This is a genomic window from Cognatundibacterium squillarum (assembly GCF_014652435.1).
Classification (GTDB): domain Bacteria; phylum Pseudomonadota; class Gammaproteobacteria; order Burkholderiales; family Burkholderiaceae_D; genus Undibacterium; species Undibacterium squillarum.
The window spans coordinates 1-15,129 of sequence record NZ_BMYU01000006.1 but is presented as its reverse complement, the minus strand read 5'-3'; the positions used below and the strand labels follow the sequence as shown (position 1 = coordinate 15,129).

Below are 15,129 nucleotides of genomic sequence, written 5' to 3'. Positions count from 1 at the left end.
CTGCCGCCAGAGTGGGCGCAAAGCAAAGCTGCCATCGCAAAATGCAGACAGCCCTGTATCTTGCCGGATCGCAAATAAAAAAAGCTGATCCGGGACGGATCAGCTTTTTCATGCTGCTGTAAGTAAAATTCAGTGCGATCAGTGCGTGATGATTTTTGCGAGGAAGTCACGTGCACGTTCAGAACGGGCATTGTTAAAGAATTCATCTTTGGCGCAATCTTCCACAATCTTACCGGCATCCATAAACACGATACGGTTCGCCACTTTTTTCGCGAAGCCCATTTCATGCGTGACCACCATCATGGTCATACCTTCCTGCGCCAGCCCGACCATTACGTCCAGTACTTCATTAATCATTTCCGGGTCGAGTGCCGATGTCGGCTCATCAAACAGCATCGCGACCGGGTCCATCGACAACGCACGTGCAATCGCAACGCGCTGCTGCTGACCACCGGATAATTGTCCCGGGAATTTATCTTTATGCGCCAGCAAGCCGACGCGGTCGAGGTATTTCAGACCACGCTCCGTTGCTTCTTCTTCGGAACGTCCGAGCACTTTCACCTGCGCCAGCGTCAGATTCTGGCGAATCGACAAATGCGGGAACAGTTCAAAGTTCTGGAACACCATACCGATATGAGAACGTAGTTTGGACAGATTGGTTTTCGGATCGGTGACGGACTGACCATTCACGATGATCTCGCCTTTTTGTACCGGTTCCAGACCATTGACGGTTTTGATCAGCGTCGATTTGCCGGAACCGGACGGACCGCAGACCACCACCACTTCACCTTTGGAAACCGAGGTGGTGCAATCTGTCAGTACCTGAAACTGACCGTACCATTTACTAACGTTTTTAATTTCGATCATTCTTATCTCCTTCATTATGATTGCCCGGCGCTGTGGCAGCCTGAGCGCAATTAGGTATCAGCGGATAATCGCAATCCGTGCATGCAGTTTTTTCACCATGGTCGACAGACAGAAACACATGATGAAGTACACGACGGCAGCAAAGCTGTACATTTCTACCAGACGTCCGTCACGCTGCGCCACTTTGGCGGCAGAGCCGAAGAAGTCTGCAATCGACAAAATCGACACCAGCGAAACGTCCTGAAACAGCACGATGGTTTGCGTCAGCAATACCGGAATCATGTTACGGAAAGCTTGTGGCAGCACGATATGCGCCATGGTCTGCCAGTAATTCATGCCCATCGCGTAACCGGCCCAGATCTGACCACGCGGAATGGACTGAATACCGGAACGCATAATTTCACAGTAATACGCCGCTTCAAACATCACGAAAGTAATCAGGCAGGAAGCGAACGCGCCAACCTGTACCGGTTCGTTACTGCCGGTCAGCCAAGCACCGATAAACGGTACGAGGAAGTAAAACCAGAAAATCACCAGCACCAGCGGCACCGAGCGCATCAGGTTCACATAGCCGGAGGCAATCAGGTAAATGATTTTATTGCCGGACAAACGCATCATCGCCAGCAGCGTTCCGAAAATGATACCGCCGGTCATGGCCAGCAAAGTCAGTTTCAGTGTGAACACCATGCCGACCTGGAACAGGTAAACCCAGGAGCGCTGAATTACATCAAAGTCAAAATTTCCCATGCTTCGCTCCCTTATTTCGCACTACCGGCAGCGATAAAGCCCGGCACACGCAGCGTTTTTTCCAGCAGATTCGACAACAGAATCGCAATCACCGATACGATCAGATAAATCAGGGTTGCAGCGCTGTAGGCTTCAAACGTCTGAAAACTGAATTCCTGCATAGAACGTGCGCTGGCAGTCAGTTCAATCAGACCAATCGACAAAGCAACGGAACTGTTTTTGATGATCGCCGCCACTTCATTAGTCAGGGACGGAATAATGATGCGGAATGCCATCGGCAACAGCACATAACGATAGGTTTGCGGCAGTGTCAGGCCAAGCGCCACACCTGCCATACGCTGGCCGCGCGGCAAGGCCTGAATACCGGTTGACACCTGTACCGCAACACGGGCAGATGTGAAAAAGCCCAGACTTAATGCGGCGGTAATAAACGGGGCATTCGGCAATTGTTTGAGTGCGTCGCCCCATGCGGTTGGCAGCACTTCAGGAAACACGAAGTACCACATAAACATTTGTACGATCAGCGGAATGTTGCGGAACAATTCCACATAAGCATTGGCCAGACGTACCAGCCATTTGTTCGGTACGGTGCGCAGGGTACCAATCACCAGACCGATCAGTAAGGCAATCACCCAGCCGGTTCCTGCGGTCGCCAGCGTCCATTTCAGGCCGGCAAATAAAGAGTCCAGATACGTTCCGGCACCATCCGGCGCATCTTCGAAAAAGATATTCCAGTTCCAGTTGTAATTCATCATCACCTCCTCAGACATCTGCTTTGCCATTTTTCAGGGCGAACAAAGCCCCGGACGGCATCGCAGCATCCTAAGTAAAACGGGAGGCGAGTCCACCCCCCGTTTTTTTGAATTGTCCTGTGCGCTGACGCGCTCAGACTTTATTTTTTGCTTTTCTTGAGTACGGCTTTTTGTGCTTCCGGTACCGCTGCGTAAGCAGAAGGTTCACCGGAATCCGTTGGTTTGGCGATCACCGCTTTCAGTTGATCAGACATCGGCACATTCAGCGTGATGCCTTTTGGCGGAATCGGTTGCATGAACCATTTGTTATAAATCTGATTGATATCGCCGGAGCGCATCAGATTCGCCACTGCTGTATCGACTGCTTTTTTGAACGCTGGGTCATCTTTACGCATCATGATGCCGTAAGGTTCAACAGACAGCGCTTCTTTGCTGACTTCGTAGTCCGCAGGATTTTTGGATTTTGCTGCGTGCGAAGCCAGCAGAATATCATCCATCACCCATGCTACTGCGCGACCGGTTTCCACCATCAGGAAAGCTTCCGCATGGTCTTTTGCGGTCAGGATGTTGATGCCCAGGTTCTGATCAGCATTCAGCGTCGTCAGCTGCTTCAGGTTCGCTGTACCGGAGGTGGATACGACAGATTTGCCTTTCAGATCTGCCAGTGTTTTGATGTTGGCGGATTTTTTGGACAGGATACGGTTTGCCGTTACGAAAGTGGTAGGTGCAAACGCCACCTGTTTCTGACGCTCCATGTTATTCGTGGTGGAACCGCACTCCAGATCGATCGTGCCGTTTGCCATCAGCGGAATACGGGTCGCAGATGTCACCGGATTCATTTTGACTTTCAGTTCGCTCATACCCAGCGAATTACGCACCTGACCAACGACCTTCATACAGATGTCGATCGAATAGCCCTGATACGATTGTTTGTCATCCAGATAGGAAAACGGATCGGAGGAATCGCGCACACCCAGCGTGATCACGCCGGTTTCTTTGATTTTTTTCAGTGTGCCGCTTTCCTGTGCGGATGCTGTGCCGGCGATCATACCTGCACCTGCCATCACAACGAGAATTTTCAACAATTTCATACTGTCTCCTGATAATGAACCGAGAAAAACTTAACCACCAGTTTAACAAAAGCTGTTTTCAACAGTGTCTTCATCAGGCGCGAAAGCCTAAGTAAAAACACGTAAAACCAGCGCATTTTTCAGTAAATCGCACAAATTTACAACATTTTGTTTGCGCTTAATCAGCAACTTTATCGGTTGGGAAGCGAATCGTATCGCGCAGCAGATAGTTCATCGGCATATTCAGCACCGTATTTTTCGGCGGCACCGGTTTCTTAAACCATTTGTCGTAGAGCTTGCTGATTTCGCCATCGGTCATTAAACGGGAAATCTCTCTGTCTACCAGATCTTTAAACGCTTTGTCGTCTTTGTGGATCATCATACTATACGGCTCCATCGACAAAGGTTCACCAACGACCACATATTTCTCAGGGTCTTTTGCCGTTGCGCGGAAACCGAACAGCAGCACGTCATCCATCGCAAATGCATCTGCCTGAAATTTTTCCACCATGCCGAAGGATTCAGCGTGATCATTCCCTTCCAGTACACGCACATTCAGGCTGCGCACCCGGTCACGTTCCGTGAGCAGTTTCACTGTCGTCGAACCACGGGTCGTAACGACTTTTTTATCTTTCAGATCCGTCCAGTTTTTGATGCCGGAATCAGCGCGCACAATCATACGGGTCGTTGAAAAGAAATGCGGAATCGTGAACGACACTTGCTTGCGACGCTCTGCATTATTGGTGGTAGAGCCGCATTCAATATCTGCCTTGCCATCCATGATGGCCTGAATACGGTTATTAGAGCTGACCGGCAAATAATTCAGCTTCAGGTTCGGTAATTTCAATTCCTTCTTAATTGCATCAGCAATCTTCAGGCAGATATCGACAGAATAGCCTGTCGGTTGTTTACTGCCTTCAGGAATATACGAAAACGGCACCGAACTTTCACGGTGCGCAATCGTCAGGGTTTGTGTTTCCCTGATTCGCGATAAGGTATCCGCCGCACCAGCCAGACCAGAAATACTGCTTGTCAGCAGTAACAGTGCCACGCTGCAGGCACGTCCGAAACTCACCTTCATAACACCTCCTAATTCGAAAAACGCTCAGGATGGTAATGACATACGGCAACAATTGAAATAGCGTTTAAGCATGGTTACAAAATTTCGTTCCGGATTCGTTATCTGAAACTTAATTTTCATGGTTAATTCACTAACTTCACCAATAAAAAACCCATCATCCGCTGCGAATACACTCAGCTTAGATGATGGGTGATTGATTTGCCACTCAGCAAAGTGGCAGATCTTTACAGATTACGGATACAGGCCGCGCACTTCACGTGCCTGCAGTACACGGGTACATGCAATCACGAATGCTGCTGTACGCAGGGAAGTATTTTTCTCTTCCGAAACCTGCCATACAGAACTGAATGCTTCGGTCATGATACGGGTCAGACGCTGATTGATTTCTTCTTCTGTCCAGAAGTAGCTGGAGAAGTCCTGCACCCATTCAAAGTAAGACACAGTCACACCACCTGCATTCGCAATGACGTCCGGCACAACCAGAACGCCTTTGTCGCGCAGAATGTCATCTGCTTCCGGTGTGGTCGGGCCATTCGCGCCTTCCAGAATGATTTTTGCACGGATCTGATCTGCATTGCGTACAGTGATTTGCTGTTCCAGCGCAGCAGGGATCATGATGTCGCAGTCCACCTTCCAGAAATCTTCGGTTGCCATCGTTGCTTCGATGCCTTCGAAGCCGGCAACACTGCCGTGACGGGCAACGTGATCCAGCAGTTTCGGAACATCCAGACCGTTGGAGTGGAAAATTGTGCCGCCGTGATCCTGTACTGCAACCACTTTCGCACCGGCTTCCGCAAACAAACGGCCAGCGATACCGCCAACATTACCGAAACCCTGCACGGCAACTTTTGCGCCTTCGATGTTCATGCCGCGTTTTTTCGCAGCTTCGCAACCAACAACGAATACACCACGGCCAGTCGCTTCACGACGCCCCAGACTACCACCCAGAGAAATCGGCTTACCGGTCACAACACCGGTCGATGTACGGCCTTCATTCATGGAGTAGGTATCCATCATCCATGCCATGGTTTGCTCATTGGTGTTGACGTCCGGTGCAGGAATGTCTTTATCCGGGCCAATGATGATACCGATTTCCGATGTATAACGACGTGTCATACGCATCAGTTCGCCACGGGACAAAGTCTTCGGATCAACACGGATACCGCCTTTTGCACCACCGTAAGGAACATTCACTGCAGAGTTTTTGATTGTCATCCATGCAGACAATGCCATAACTTCGGACAGTGTCACGTCCTGATGGAAACGCACGCCGCCTTTACCAGGACCACGGGATGTATTGTGTTGTACGCGGTAACCTTCAAAGTGTGCGATGGTGCCGTCATCACGTTCGATCGGTACATCCACCACCAGAATACGCTTAGGACGCTTCAGTGTTTCCACCCAGCGCGACAGGCTGCCGAGGTAAGGCGTAACGCGGTCGATTTGTTCGAGGTAAACGCCCCACGGACCTGTTTCGGTCGGGTGCAGATAAGATGGGATCGGATGCTGACTGGACATGATACGGCCTCCTGAATATTCAAATAATGTGATTTGATTTGTTTTGGTGCAAAAATTTCTTGTGCGCACCAAAAAGGTGACGCATGGTAGCGCCACGCTCAGGATTTCAGCCAATGCTTTGTTTGCATCTAACTATGCGTTTTTTGCATAGTTAGATGATTGGTCTGGTCGAAACCGAATTTCCCCTGTTACCGAAGACTGCTACGCCGTACTTTATTCTGCCTTGCACCGCGATTTTCAGCCGCCGCCTGTTCAAGATATTCCCATAACCGGGAAACAAGTGGTTTTCCGGGACGCTGTATGGATGGCCGCTCACGATACAAACGAATCTCCATTGTCACTTCCCACTCTGCGCCGTTCTGGTCCGCCCGTGCCAGTTGCTTTTGTTTTACTTCGCGGGTGACTGCAGATTCCGGCAGAAAAGCGACCCCCGTCCCTTCCAGTGCCATCATTTTCAAACCTTCGGCCATATCGGTTTCATAACGCTTATTCAGATGCAGGGGCTGACGTGCATCGTTCATAATCAGGTCTACCATACGTCCGAGATAAGCATTGTTCGCATATGCAAGAAATGGCAGCGGCTGATCCTCTGTGCCCGGAAATAAAAACTCCGGCTGGCCGTCACGGTCGCAGCGGGTATAAGGCCTTAATGCCTCTGTCCCCATGCTGATCATGTCGTACTGACTGGCATCCAGTAACAAAGGCTGACGCGGATGGTGATAACACAGCAGTAAATCACACCCGCCCTCTACCAGCGTCATCACGGCGTCATGCACATTCAGCGCCAGCAGGCGGCTGTTAATATCACCAAAAGCATCCTCCAGCGCATTTAACCAGCGCGGCACATAGGTCAGCGATAGAGTATGCGGCACCGCGAAATCCACCGTAGTCTGCGGGCTGGCGCGTTTACCGCGCAACAGCGCGCGCGCATTATTGATTTGCCCCAGCATCGCCAGCGCCTGTTCATAAAAAATTTCGCCGGCGTGTGTCAGACGCGTCGGATATGAAGTCCGGTCGATCAGATCACTGCCCAGCCAGGCCTCGAGCGATTGGATGCGGCGTGAAAAAGCCGGTTGAGTGACGTGCCGTAATTCTGCCGACCTGCTGAAACTTTTGGTTTCCACCAGTGAGACAAAGTCTTCCAGCCATTTAGTTTCCATAATTTGTCTCCTTTACGCCGTTTGCAGAATGTTACTGCCATCCTGAGAATCCGCATTGTCTTCCTCAGGCAATCCGCTTTGCTGACGCTCCCACATGCGCGCATAAAGCCCGCGCAGTGCAAGCAATTCCTGATGTGTGCCGCGCTCCGCAATTCGTCCTTTTTCCATTACCAGAATCTGGTCTGCATCCGCAATCGTTGAAAGCCGGTGAGCAATCACCAGCGATGTTCTGTGTTTCGCAATTTCTTTCAGTTGCGCCTGTATCATTTGCTCCGAATGAGAGTCCAGCGCTGAAGTTGCTTCATCCAGAATTAACACTGGAGGATTTTTCAGTAGTGTCCGGGCGATTGCAACGCGCTGCTTTTCACCACCGGATAATTTCAGTCCGCGCTCACCAACCTGTGTCTGATAACCATCCGGTAAAGACTGAACAAAGTCATGTATGTACGCAGCCTTTGCTGCCGCAATAATTTCCTGCTCACTGGCATCTGGCCTGCCATACGCGATGTTATAGGCGATGGTGTCGTTGAACAGCACGGTATCCTGAGGAACAATGCCTATCGCTGAACGCAGACTTGCCTGTGTCAGCTGACGAATATCCGTTTGCTGCAAGCTGATACTGCCCTGCTGAATATCGTAAAAACGAAACAGCAAGCGGGCCAGCGTAGATTTACCGGAGCCGCTGTGCCCGACCACTGCTGTCGTTTTTCCGGCGGGAACTACAAAACTGATGTCCGATAAAATGCTGCGTTTTTCATCATAATGAAAATGCACATGCTCAAAGCGAATCTCCATCCCTTCCTGAGACGTCACAGCTAAAGGCCTAGCATCCGTCGCATCCGCAACCTCACGATTCTGGTCAAGCAAAGAGAACAATTTCTCCATATCTGCCAGACTCTGCTTAATTTCCCGGTACAGCACACCAAGAAAATTCAGCGGCACATATAACTGCAGCATGAAAGCATTCACCAGCACCAGATCACCGAGACCCATAGATCCGTTCATGACACCCAGTGTGGCACGCCAGAGTATGAGCGTCACAGCGATCGCAATAATCACAGACTGGCCGCTGTTCAGCATTGATAAAGAGCTTTGCGAACGCAATGCAGCGTTTTCGTATTGCTGCAATCCATCGTCGTAACGCTTCGCCTCATATTCCTCGTTACTGAAATATTTTACGGTTTCATAATTGAGCAGAGAATCAATCGCCCGCGATTGAGCACGCGAATCCAGCTCATTCATGGTGCGACGGAAGCGCGTACGCCACTCGGTCACTGAAATTGTAAACGTGATATAAGAAACTAAGGCCACAAAAGTAATCGCGGAAAACCAGATATCGTAGTGCGTAACCAGATAGAGCAGTACCAGCGTAATTTCCAGTAAAGTGGGAAATATACTGAACAGCGCATACGATACGAGTGCCGAAACCGCACGGGTGCCACGCTCAATGTCGCGCGTGACACCACCAGTCTGACGGCTGAGATGAAAGCGCAGTGATAGTGCATGTAAGTGCCGGAAAACTTTCAGTGCAATGGTGCGGACAGCGCGTTGCGTTACGCGGGCAAACACAAACTCGCGCAGCTCTGTAAATACCGTTGTGGAAATACGCAGCGCACCGTATGCAAGCAGTAAGCCGGCTGGTAACACAATCACTGCAGCGGGATGCCCGGCAGGCAAAGTCATCGCATCAACCAGATGCTTGAGTACGACCGGCACACCAATATTGGCCAGCTTTGCACCGACCAGCAGCAACAAAGCGAATATAACCCGCGCTTTATATGCCCATAAATACGGCAACAATGTTTTGACCGTTGCCCAGTCACCACCACGCTGTCCGGACGGACTCGGCATGGCAGAAGATGATTCTCTGCGTCTCATAAAATTCCTGAATTCAAATCGCCGGCAAACCGGCGTAACATGCATTAGCCAGTCAAAACCCTGCGGGAATGCCAGCCTTTCTGTAGATTGTGTTCTTTCTGCGCTATGATGTCCGGAAAAGTGAATCCGGCACAGTCATTGCTTGTTGTATGTCACTGCGCAATACACTGACCATCCTGGCAAGCGCGCGGTCTGATGTGCTGTCTGTTTGAAATTGTAACGTTTTAAGGAAGTTCCGATGTCTGAATCTGTACAAACCACACTCCCCAACCGCATGCCTACCCTGCGGGTAATGCCCATGCCAGCAGATGCAAATATCCACGGTGATGTGTTTGGCGGATGGATTATGTCTCAGGTTGATATCGCTGGCGCTATTCCGGCAGCACGTCGCGCCAATGGCCGCGTAGCCACGATTGCAGTGAACTCCTTTTTGTTCAAACAGCCGGTATTTGTCGGCGATTTATTATCATTCTATGCGGATATCGTACGGGTCGGAAAAACGTCGATCACGATCTCGGTTGAAGTGTACGCGGAGCGTAACCGCCTTCAGGCAGAAACTGTCAAAGTCACCGAAGCCACCCTGACCTACGTTGCCACTGATGAGCAGCGTAAGCCGCGTCAGATTCCGGCACTGGACGCGATCTCACCGCAGGTATGACATGGCGTCCCGCCGTGTTTTTCTGCAGCGTCTGCTGCAGTTGAGTTCGCTCGCCGCATTGTCGCAAGCTTTTCCCGGTTACGCAGCTGAACGCAGCCAGGCATATCCGTTTACGCTGGGTGTTGCGTCCGGTTCACCGCGAGCAGACAGCATCATTCTCTGGACCCGCTTGCTGGCCGATCCGTTGAGCCCGGTACCACTCGCTCCCATACCGCTGAAAGTAATCTGGGAAATTGCAGAAGACGAACAATTCCGCCAGATTGCCGCCAAAGGTGAAATCACCGCGTTGCCGGAGCTCGCACACAGCGTACATGCAGAAGCGACGGGCCTCAAACCGGGACGCTGGTACTGGTACCGTTTTATGCATGGTGATGCCATCAGCCCCATTGGCCGTACCCGAACCACGCCGGAAGCAGACAGTATGAGCAACTGCAAAGTTGCCCTTGCTTCATGCCAGCACTGGGAGTTCGGTGAATTTGCTGCACACCGTCATATTGCAGCAGCACACCCGGATCTGGTCGTTTTTAACGGCGACTACATTTACGAATGGGGCCCCTACGATCTGAAGCATCCTGCACAAGCACGCAGGCGCGATATCGAAAGCTTCAGCCTGAGCGAATACCGCGCGCGCTACGCACAGTACAAATCCGATCAGCAATTACAGGCAGCCCATCTGGCGGCTCCCTGGCTTGTCACCTGGGATGATCATGAAATCGCCAATGACTATGCGAATGACCGCGATGAGCGACTGGATCCGCGTTTTATCGACAGACGCGCAGCTGCATATCAGGCGTTTTATGAGCATATGCCAGTACGCCTGCATCAGCCTGTCCCGAGAGGAAACGAATTCGCGGCTTTGCGCATATACGACCGTTGCGACTGGGGGCGGCTGATACGCTTTCATATTCTTGATGCGCGGCAGTATCGCAGTTATCAGGCTTGCACACCGAATCAGCGCGGCGGGTCTTCTATGGTGACGCCCGCAGCCTGCAGCGATCTGCGGGATCCGACGCGCACGATGCTTGGGCATGAGCAGGAACAATGGCTGACACGCGGCTTGAGCAAATCAACTGCGCGCTGGAATACCATCGTTCAGCAAACACTGATGGCACAATGCAGGCGTCACAATACCCTCAATTCTGCGACCAATACCGCCGAATATAAAATCTGGACAGATGGCTGGGATGGCTACCCGATGGCACGTCAGCGCTTGTTGCAAAGCCTGCAAATCGCGAAGGCACAAAACCCTGTTGTCTGGTCCGGTGATGTTCATACCTTTTACGCTGCCAGCCTGCGTGCTGATTTTCAGCGTCCGGTGAGCGCAGACAATCCGGTACTCGGTGCGGAATACTGTGTAAGCTCAGTGACATCAAACTCCATGCCACAGGAAGAAACGGATCAGCTGGTACAACATAATCCGCATCTGCATTTCGGCCGCAGTGACACGCGGGGCTTCATCATTGCTGATATCAGTGAAAACCGCATGCAGATACAAATGATGGCGTTGCAGGATGTCAGCAAGGCAGACAGTGGCGTCAGTGTATTAAAAACTTTTATTACCGAAGACGGACGTCCCGGCGTGCAAACCGTATAAGGCAATACTTGATCAGCGCAATAAAAAAGGAGGCAGATGCCTCCTTTTCTACATTGTGCCTGTAAGTTGCGTCAGGCTTTTTTATCGCGCAATTCGCGACGCAGAATTTTTCCGACATTTGTCTTCGGTAACTCCATGCGGAACTCGATGTACTTCGGTTTTTTATAACCGGTGAACTGTTGTTTGCAATAATCCATCATCTGATCAACGGTCAGATTCGGATCTTTCTTTACCACAAACAACTTCACTGCTTCGCCGGAATTTGCGTCCGGCACACCGATACACGCACACTCGAGTACGCCCGGATGCTGCATCACCACTTCTTCAATTTCGTTCGGATATACGTTAAAGCCGGACACCAGAATCATGTCTTTTTTACGATCCACAATCTGGGTATATCCACGGAAATCCATAATCCCGACGTCGCCAGTTTTAAAGAATCCGTCCGGTGTCATCACTTTTTCTGTTTCTTCTGGACGGTTCCAGTATCCCGCCATTACTTGCGGGCCACGGATCGCAATTTCACCCGCATGTCCTAATGGCAGACGGTTACCGTCATCATCCAGAATTGCCAGTTCGGTATTTGGTAATGGCAAGCCGATAGTACCGGTGTATTCTGTGGAATCCGGTGGATTGCAGCTTGCTACAGGCGAAGTTTCAGACAAACCGTAGCCTTCAATAATCGCACAGCCGGTCATTTTGAACCAGCGTTCCGCAACTGCACGCTGCACGGCCATGCCACCGCCAATACTGATTTTCAGTCCGGAAAAATCCAGCGACGCAAAATCAGGGTGATTCATCAGACCGTTATATAAGGTGTTAACAGCCGGAAAAATATTCACACGGGTCTGGCGCAATTCCTTGATGAAGCCAGGAATATCACGCGGATTCGGGATCAGCAAATTCATCGCGCCAATACGTGTACCAAGCAGACTGCAGGCTGTCAGCGCGAAGATATGGTACAGCGGCAATGCACAGACAAATATCTGCGGATCGTTTTCATGTCCTTTTAAGGCTGGTGCCAGCCAGGCATCAACCTGCAATACATTGGCAACAATATTACGATGCTGCAGCGTTGCACCTTTAGATACACCGGTGGTTCCCCCCGTGTACTGCAAAAACGCGACGTCTGTCGCACTGATGCTGACAGGCTTAAAACTGGCCTGTTGTGCCTCAGACAGCATGGCATTGAATCTGACGGAACCCGGTAAAGAGAATGCCGGCACCATTTTTTTCACACTGCGCACAACAAAGTTAATCAGGCTGCCTTTCAGGAACCCGTGCAGATCACCCATGCTGGCGACCACAACATGGCGCAGGCCGGTTTTGGACATAACCTGCTGCAGTGTCGATGCGAAATTTTCCAAAATGAAAATTGCTTCAGCGCCCGAATCGTTTAGCTGATGCTCCAGCTCACGCGGTGTGTACAAAGGATTGACGTTCACGACGGTATAACCCGCACGTAAAACCGCGGCCATGATCACCGGATAATGCAACACATTTGGCATCATGATGGCGACACGTGCGCCTTTAGCCAGTCCTTTGCTTTGCAACCAGCCAGCGATGCGCTGAGATATCTGATCTACTTCACGATACGTGATGGTTTTACCCATGCAAGCATAGGCTTTGCGTGTTGCGAAGCGCCGGAAGGAATCTTCCAGTAACGCGACCAGCGACTGATACTGATCCACCTGCACTTCGGCAGGGACCTCTTTCGGGTAGGATTTGAGCCAAAACTTATCCATTGTTCTCCTCGTCGCTGATTATTGGTGATGGTGATAACGACACGCAAAAAAAGCATGATCGTTCGTTTTAAAATTTGTCTTCCCCAAGGGGCGATGCTAGCGATTTCATGCATGCAAGGCAAGCACGATCACCAAAAACTGACGGTCGGCTCTAACATGCACGTCATTTGTGCAATGTATGCACTATGGTAGCCTGTCAGGGAAGCCGGCTTTTACAATCACCGAGGCGGTGAGCAGGATTGCGTTGCTCCAGCGCGAGAATCGCCGCAGAGTGATCGGCATCCGCCTGATGTTGCAGCAAATCCGCGAAAATTCCGGACACAATTTCTGTCACAGGCAAGGTCACACCCGCATTCGTTGCTGCGGCAAGAATATTCTGCATATCCTTGTGCTGTGTTCTGACTTTGCCACCCGGTAAAAAGCTCCGGTCCAGCATACGCTGACCATGCACCTCCAGTATCCTGCTTTCTGCAAAGCCACCGCGTAAAGCGGTGCGCACTGCGGCAGGATCTGCGCCGCCCGCCTGCGCCAGTAGCAATGCTTCCGCCACAATTTCAATCGTTCCGCCGACGATCAGCTGATTACACAGCTTTGCCAGTTGCCCGCTTCCGTGTCCACCCACCAGCACTGGGCGACCAAATACTCTGAGCAAATTTTCCATACGTGCAAATACACCGGATTCGCCACCAGCCATCAGTGCAAGCGTACCCTGCTCTGCGCCGATAACGCCGCCGGAAACAGGGCAGTCCAGCATTTGCACACCAGCTTCCTTCAGACGCAATGCCAGTTCCTTCGCTTCGTCCTGACGCGTAGAACTCATATCGATCAGCACCATGCCCGGGCGCAGCAATGGCAGTATCTTTTGCACAATATCGAGAACAACAGGCCCGGCATCCAGCATCGTAATCAGCACTTCTGCCTTCCAGCCATCGCCGGTAATCAGTTCACTCAGATCTTTCACTGCGACGACCGTATCCGTCTGAATGGCCACTGCTTTCGCATGTGTCCTGTTCCACAACCGCAAAGGATAACCATGTGCAGCCAGCCGTTGCGCCATCGGTGCTCCCATTAAGCCTGTTCCGATAAATCCGACTGCAGGCAATGAGTGTGCGTTCTCCATATCAATCCTTATTTAATTCAGCAAAGCGGACAGGCACTGTTTCACCGCAAGTGCGGCCTTTCTGCGTGCGGAAGCCCGTGTTCAGAATGTGATAGTCTACTGATTTTTCTCTTTCAGGTCAGAAAATGCAAAAGCGCTTTCTTCAATTTTCGCTGGCCAGCCTGCTGGCTGCAGCGTCATTCAGCAGCTACGCAGTGGATAGCTTTTCCGGCGAATTTGCTTCCGGTAATAAGTCGCAATTTGTTCGTGGCGGCTTGCAATGGAACTGGGATCAGCAATGGCTGAAGTCTGACAGCAGTTTTGTTGGCGGTTACTGGGATGCAACGCTGACGCAATGGCGTAACAATGCGTACAACGGTGTGAACGGCGATACGCAAAACATTACCGACATCGGATTCACACCGGTTTTCCGCTGGCAGCAAAACAATCGTAAAGGTTTGTACGGTGAAGCGGCGGTCGGTGTGCATTTATTCAGCCACGTTTATAACAACAACGGCCGTCGATTCTCAACAGCCTTCCAGTTCGGCGATCACCTCGGCGTCGGCTATGTGTTCAACAACGGGCTGGACGTTGGTCTGAAGGTGCAGCATTTTTCCAATGGCGCAATCAAGCGTCCGAATCCGGGTGCGAATGTTGCTGTTGTGCGGGTGGCGTACCCGTTCTGAGGTGTTAAAAGAATACGATCTGTGCAGACATCCGCATGCGCCCTTTGCGGAGAGCCGGACTTTCTGCCGTGGAGCGGGGAGTTGCTATGCTAAACACCGCATTTGGCCTGTTTTCTGATCTGCAAAGCACAAACCCGGCGGCAGCCGGGTTTGTGTTTGTCTTTTCGGGTTTGTGTTGTTTGTGCTTTTTGCTTAGTTCTTGTTCTTGTTCTTTTTCCGCTTTGGCGCGCACAAAGCAAAACCCCCGCCTCATTCGAGAGCGGGGGTTTCTTAT

General features: G+C 51.1%; 14 protein-coding genes. 3 read left to right on the top strand and 11 right to left on the bottom strand.

The window, feature by feature from the left end:
- Window positions 1–138: 138 nt before the first annotated feature.
- The 8 genes from IE092_RS12380 to IE092_RS12345 form a co-directional block, all read right to left on the bottom strand.
- Window positions 139–867 (bottom strand): amino acid ABC transporter ATP-binding protein, encoded by a 729-nt coding sequence (locus IE092_RS12380; protein WP_189357508.1) that lies wholly within the window; start codon window positions 865–867, stop codon window positions 139–141.
- 57 nt (window positions 868–924) lie between these two features.
- Window positions 925–1,614, bottom strand: a complete 690-nt coding sequence (locus IE092_RS12375; RefSeq protein ID WP_189357507.1) for an amino acid ABC transporter permease — start codon at window positions 1,612–1,614, stop codon at window positions 925–927.
- Window positions 1,615–1,625: 11 nt separating this feature from the next.
- A complete protein-coding gene (locus IE092_RS12370; RefSeq protein ID WP_189357703.1) occupies window positions 1,626–2,366 on the bottom strand; it encodes an amino acid ABC transporter permease in 741 nt (246 codons plus the stop codon).
- A 140-nt stretch (window positions 2,367–2,506) separates the two neighbouring features.
- Window positions 2,507–3,457, bottom strand: a complete 951-nt coding sequence (locus IE092_RS12365) for an amino acid ABC transporter substrate-binding protein (RefSeq protein ID WP_189357506.1) — start codon at window positions 3,455–3,457, stop codon at window positions 2,507–2,509.
- A 157-nt stretch (window positions 3,458–3,614) separates the two neighbouring features.
- Window positions 3,615–4,517 (bottom strand): amino acid ABC transporter substrate-binding protein, encoded by a 903-nt coding sequence (locus tag IE092_RS12360; RefSeq protein ID WP_189357505.1) that lies wholly within the window; start codon window positions 4,515–4,517, stop codon window positions 3,615–3,617.
- 231 nt (window positions 4,518–4,748) lie between these two features.
- Window positions 4,749–6,035: a Glu/Leu/Phe/Val family dehydrogenase gene (locus IE092_RS12355; protein WP_189357504.1), complete on the bottom strand. Its 1,287-nt coding sequence runs from the start codon at window positions 6,033–6,035 to the stop codon at window positions 4,749–4,751.
- A gap of 188 nt (window positions 6,036–6,223) precedes the next feature.
- On the bottom strand, window positions 6,224–7,195 hold the full coding sequence (locus tag IE092_RS12350; protein ID WP_189357503.1) for a LysR family transcriptional regulator: 972 nt from the start codon (window positions 7,193–7,195) through the stop codon (window positions 6,224–6,226).
- A 12-nt stretch (window positions 7,196–7,207) separates the two neighbouring features.
- The gene (locus tag IE092_RS12345) at window positions 7,208–9,073 is read right to left on the bottom strand and encodes an ABCB family ABC transporter ATP-binding protein/permease (protein WP_189357502.1); all 1,866 of its coding nucleotides are present in this window, start codon (window positions 9,071–9,073) and stop codon (window positions 7,208–7,210) included.
- 238 nt (window positions 9,074–9,311) lie between these two features.
- Between IE092_RS12345 and IE092_RS12340 the strand changes: the two genes are divergently transcribed.
- Window positions 9,312–9,731, top strand: coding sequence for an acyl-CoA thioesterase (locus IE092_RS12340; RefSeq protein WP_189357501.1), 420 nt, complete (start codon window positions 9,312–9,314; stop codon window positions 9,729–9,731).
- Between the two features lies 1 nt (window position 9,732).
- Window positions 9,733–11,325: an alkaline phosphatase D family protein gene (locus tag IE092_RS12335; protein WP_189357500.1), complete on the top strand. Its 1,593-nt coding sequence runs from the start codon at window positions 9,733–9,735 to the stop codon at window positions 11,323–11,325.
- A 71-nt stretch (window positions 11,326–11,396) separates the two neighbouring features.
- Here the strand turns inward: IE092_RS12335 and IE092_RS12330 are convergent, their stop codons facing one another.
- Window positions 11,397–13,070, bottom strand: a complete 1,674-nt coding sequence (locus IE092_RS12330) for a long-chain-fatty-acid--CoA ligase (RefSeq protein WP_189357499.1) — start codon at window positions 13,068–13,070, stop codon at window positions 11,397–11,399.
- Window positions 13,071–13,266: 196 nt separating this feature from the next.
- A complete protein-coding gene (locus IE092_RS12325; protein WP_189357498.1) occupies window positions 13,267–14,190 on the bottom strand; it encodes an NAD(P)-dependent oxidoreductase in 924 nt (307 codons plus the stop codon).
- Window positions 14,191–14,315: 125 nt separating this feature from the next.
- Between IE092_RS12325 and IE092_RS12320 the strand changes: the two genes are divergently transcribed.
- Complete coding sequence (locus IE092_RS12320; protein ID WP_189357497.1) at window positions 14,316–14,855, top strand: acyloxyacyl hydrolase; 540 nt, start codon at window positions 14,316–14,318, stop codon at window positions 14,853–14,855.
- Between the two features lie 4 nt (window positions 14,856–14,859).
- Here the strand turns inward: IE092_RS12320 and IE092_RS18875 are convergent.
- Window positions 14,860–15,129 (bottom strand): hypothetical protein (locus IE092_RS18875; RefSeq protein WP_229793158.1); only part of this gene is annotated, 270 nt, incomplete at its 5' end.

Bases quoted from the DNA above. Each gene is read 5' to 3' on its own strand.
- IE092_RS12380 (WP_189357508.1), bottom strand. From the start codon at position 867: ATGATCGAAATTAAAAACGTTAGTAAATGGTACGGTCAGTTTCAGGTA.
- IE092_RS12375 (WP_189357507.1), bottom strand. From the start codon at position 1,614: ATGGGAAATTTTGACTTTGATGTAATTCAGCGCTCCTGGGTTTACCTG.
- IE092_RS12370 (WP_189357703.1), bottom strand. From the start codon at position 2,366: ATGAATTACAACTGGAACTGGAATATCTTTTTCGAAGATGCGCCGGAT.
- IE092_RS12365 (WP_189357506.1), bottom strand. From the start codon at position 3,457: ATGAAATTGTTGAAAATTCTCGTTGTGATGGCAGGTGCAGGTATGATC.
- IE092_RS12360 (WP_189357505.1), bottom strand. From the start codon at position 4,517: ATGAAGGTGAGTTTCGGACGTGCCTGCAGCGTGGCACTGTTACTGCTG.
- IE092_RS12355 (WP_189357504.1), bottom strand. From the start codon at position 6,035: ATGTCCAGTCAGCATCCGATCCCATCTTATCTGCACCCGACCGAAACA.
- IE092_RS12350 (WP_189357503.1), bottom strand. From the start codon at position 7,195: ATGGAAACTAAATGGCTGGAAGACTTTGTCTCACTGGTGGAAACCAAA.
- IE092_RS12345 (WP_189357502.1), bottom strand. From the start codon at position 9,073: ATGAGACGCAGAGAATCATCTTCTGCCATGCCGAGTCCGTCCGGACAG.
- IE092_RS12340 (WP_189357501.1), top strand. From the start codon at position 9,312: ATGTCTGAATCTGTACAAACCACACTCCCCAACCGCATGCCTACCCTG.
- IE092_RS12335 (WP_189357500.1), top strand. From the start codon at position 9,733: ATGGCGTCCCGCCGTGTTTTTCTGCAGCGTCTGCTGCAGTTGAGTTCG.
- IE092_RS12330 (WP_189357499.1), bottom strand. From the start codon at position 13,070: ATGGATAAGTTTTGGCTCAAATCCTACCCGAAAGAGGTCCCTGCCGAA.
- IE092_RS12325 (WP_189357498.1), bottom strand. From the start codon at position 14,190: ATGGAGAACGCACACTCATTGCCTGCAGTCGGATTTATCGGAACAGGC.
- IE092_RS12320 (WP_189357497.1), top strand. From the start codon at position 14,316: ATGCAAAAGCGCTTTCTTCAATTTTCGCTGGCCAGCCTGCTGGCTGCA.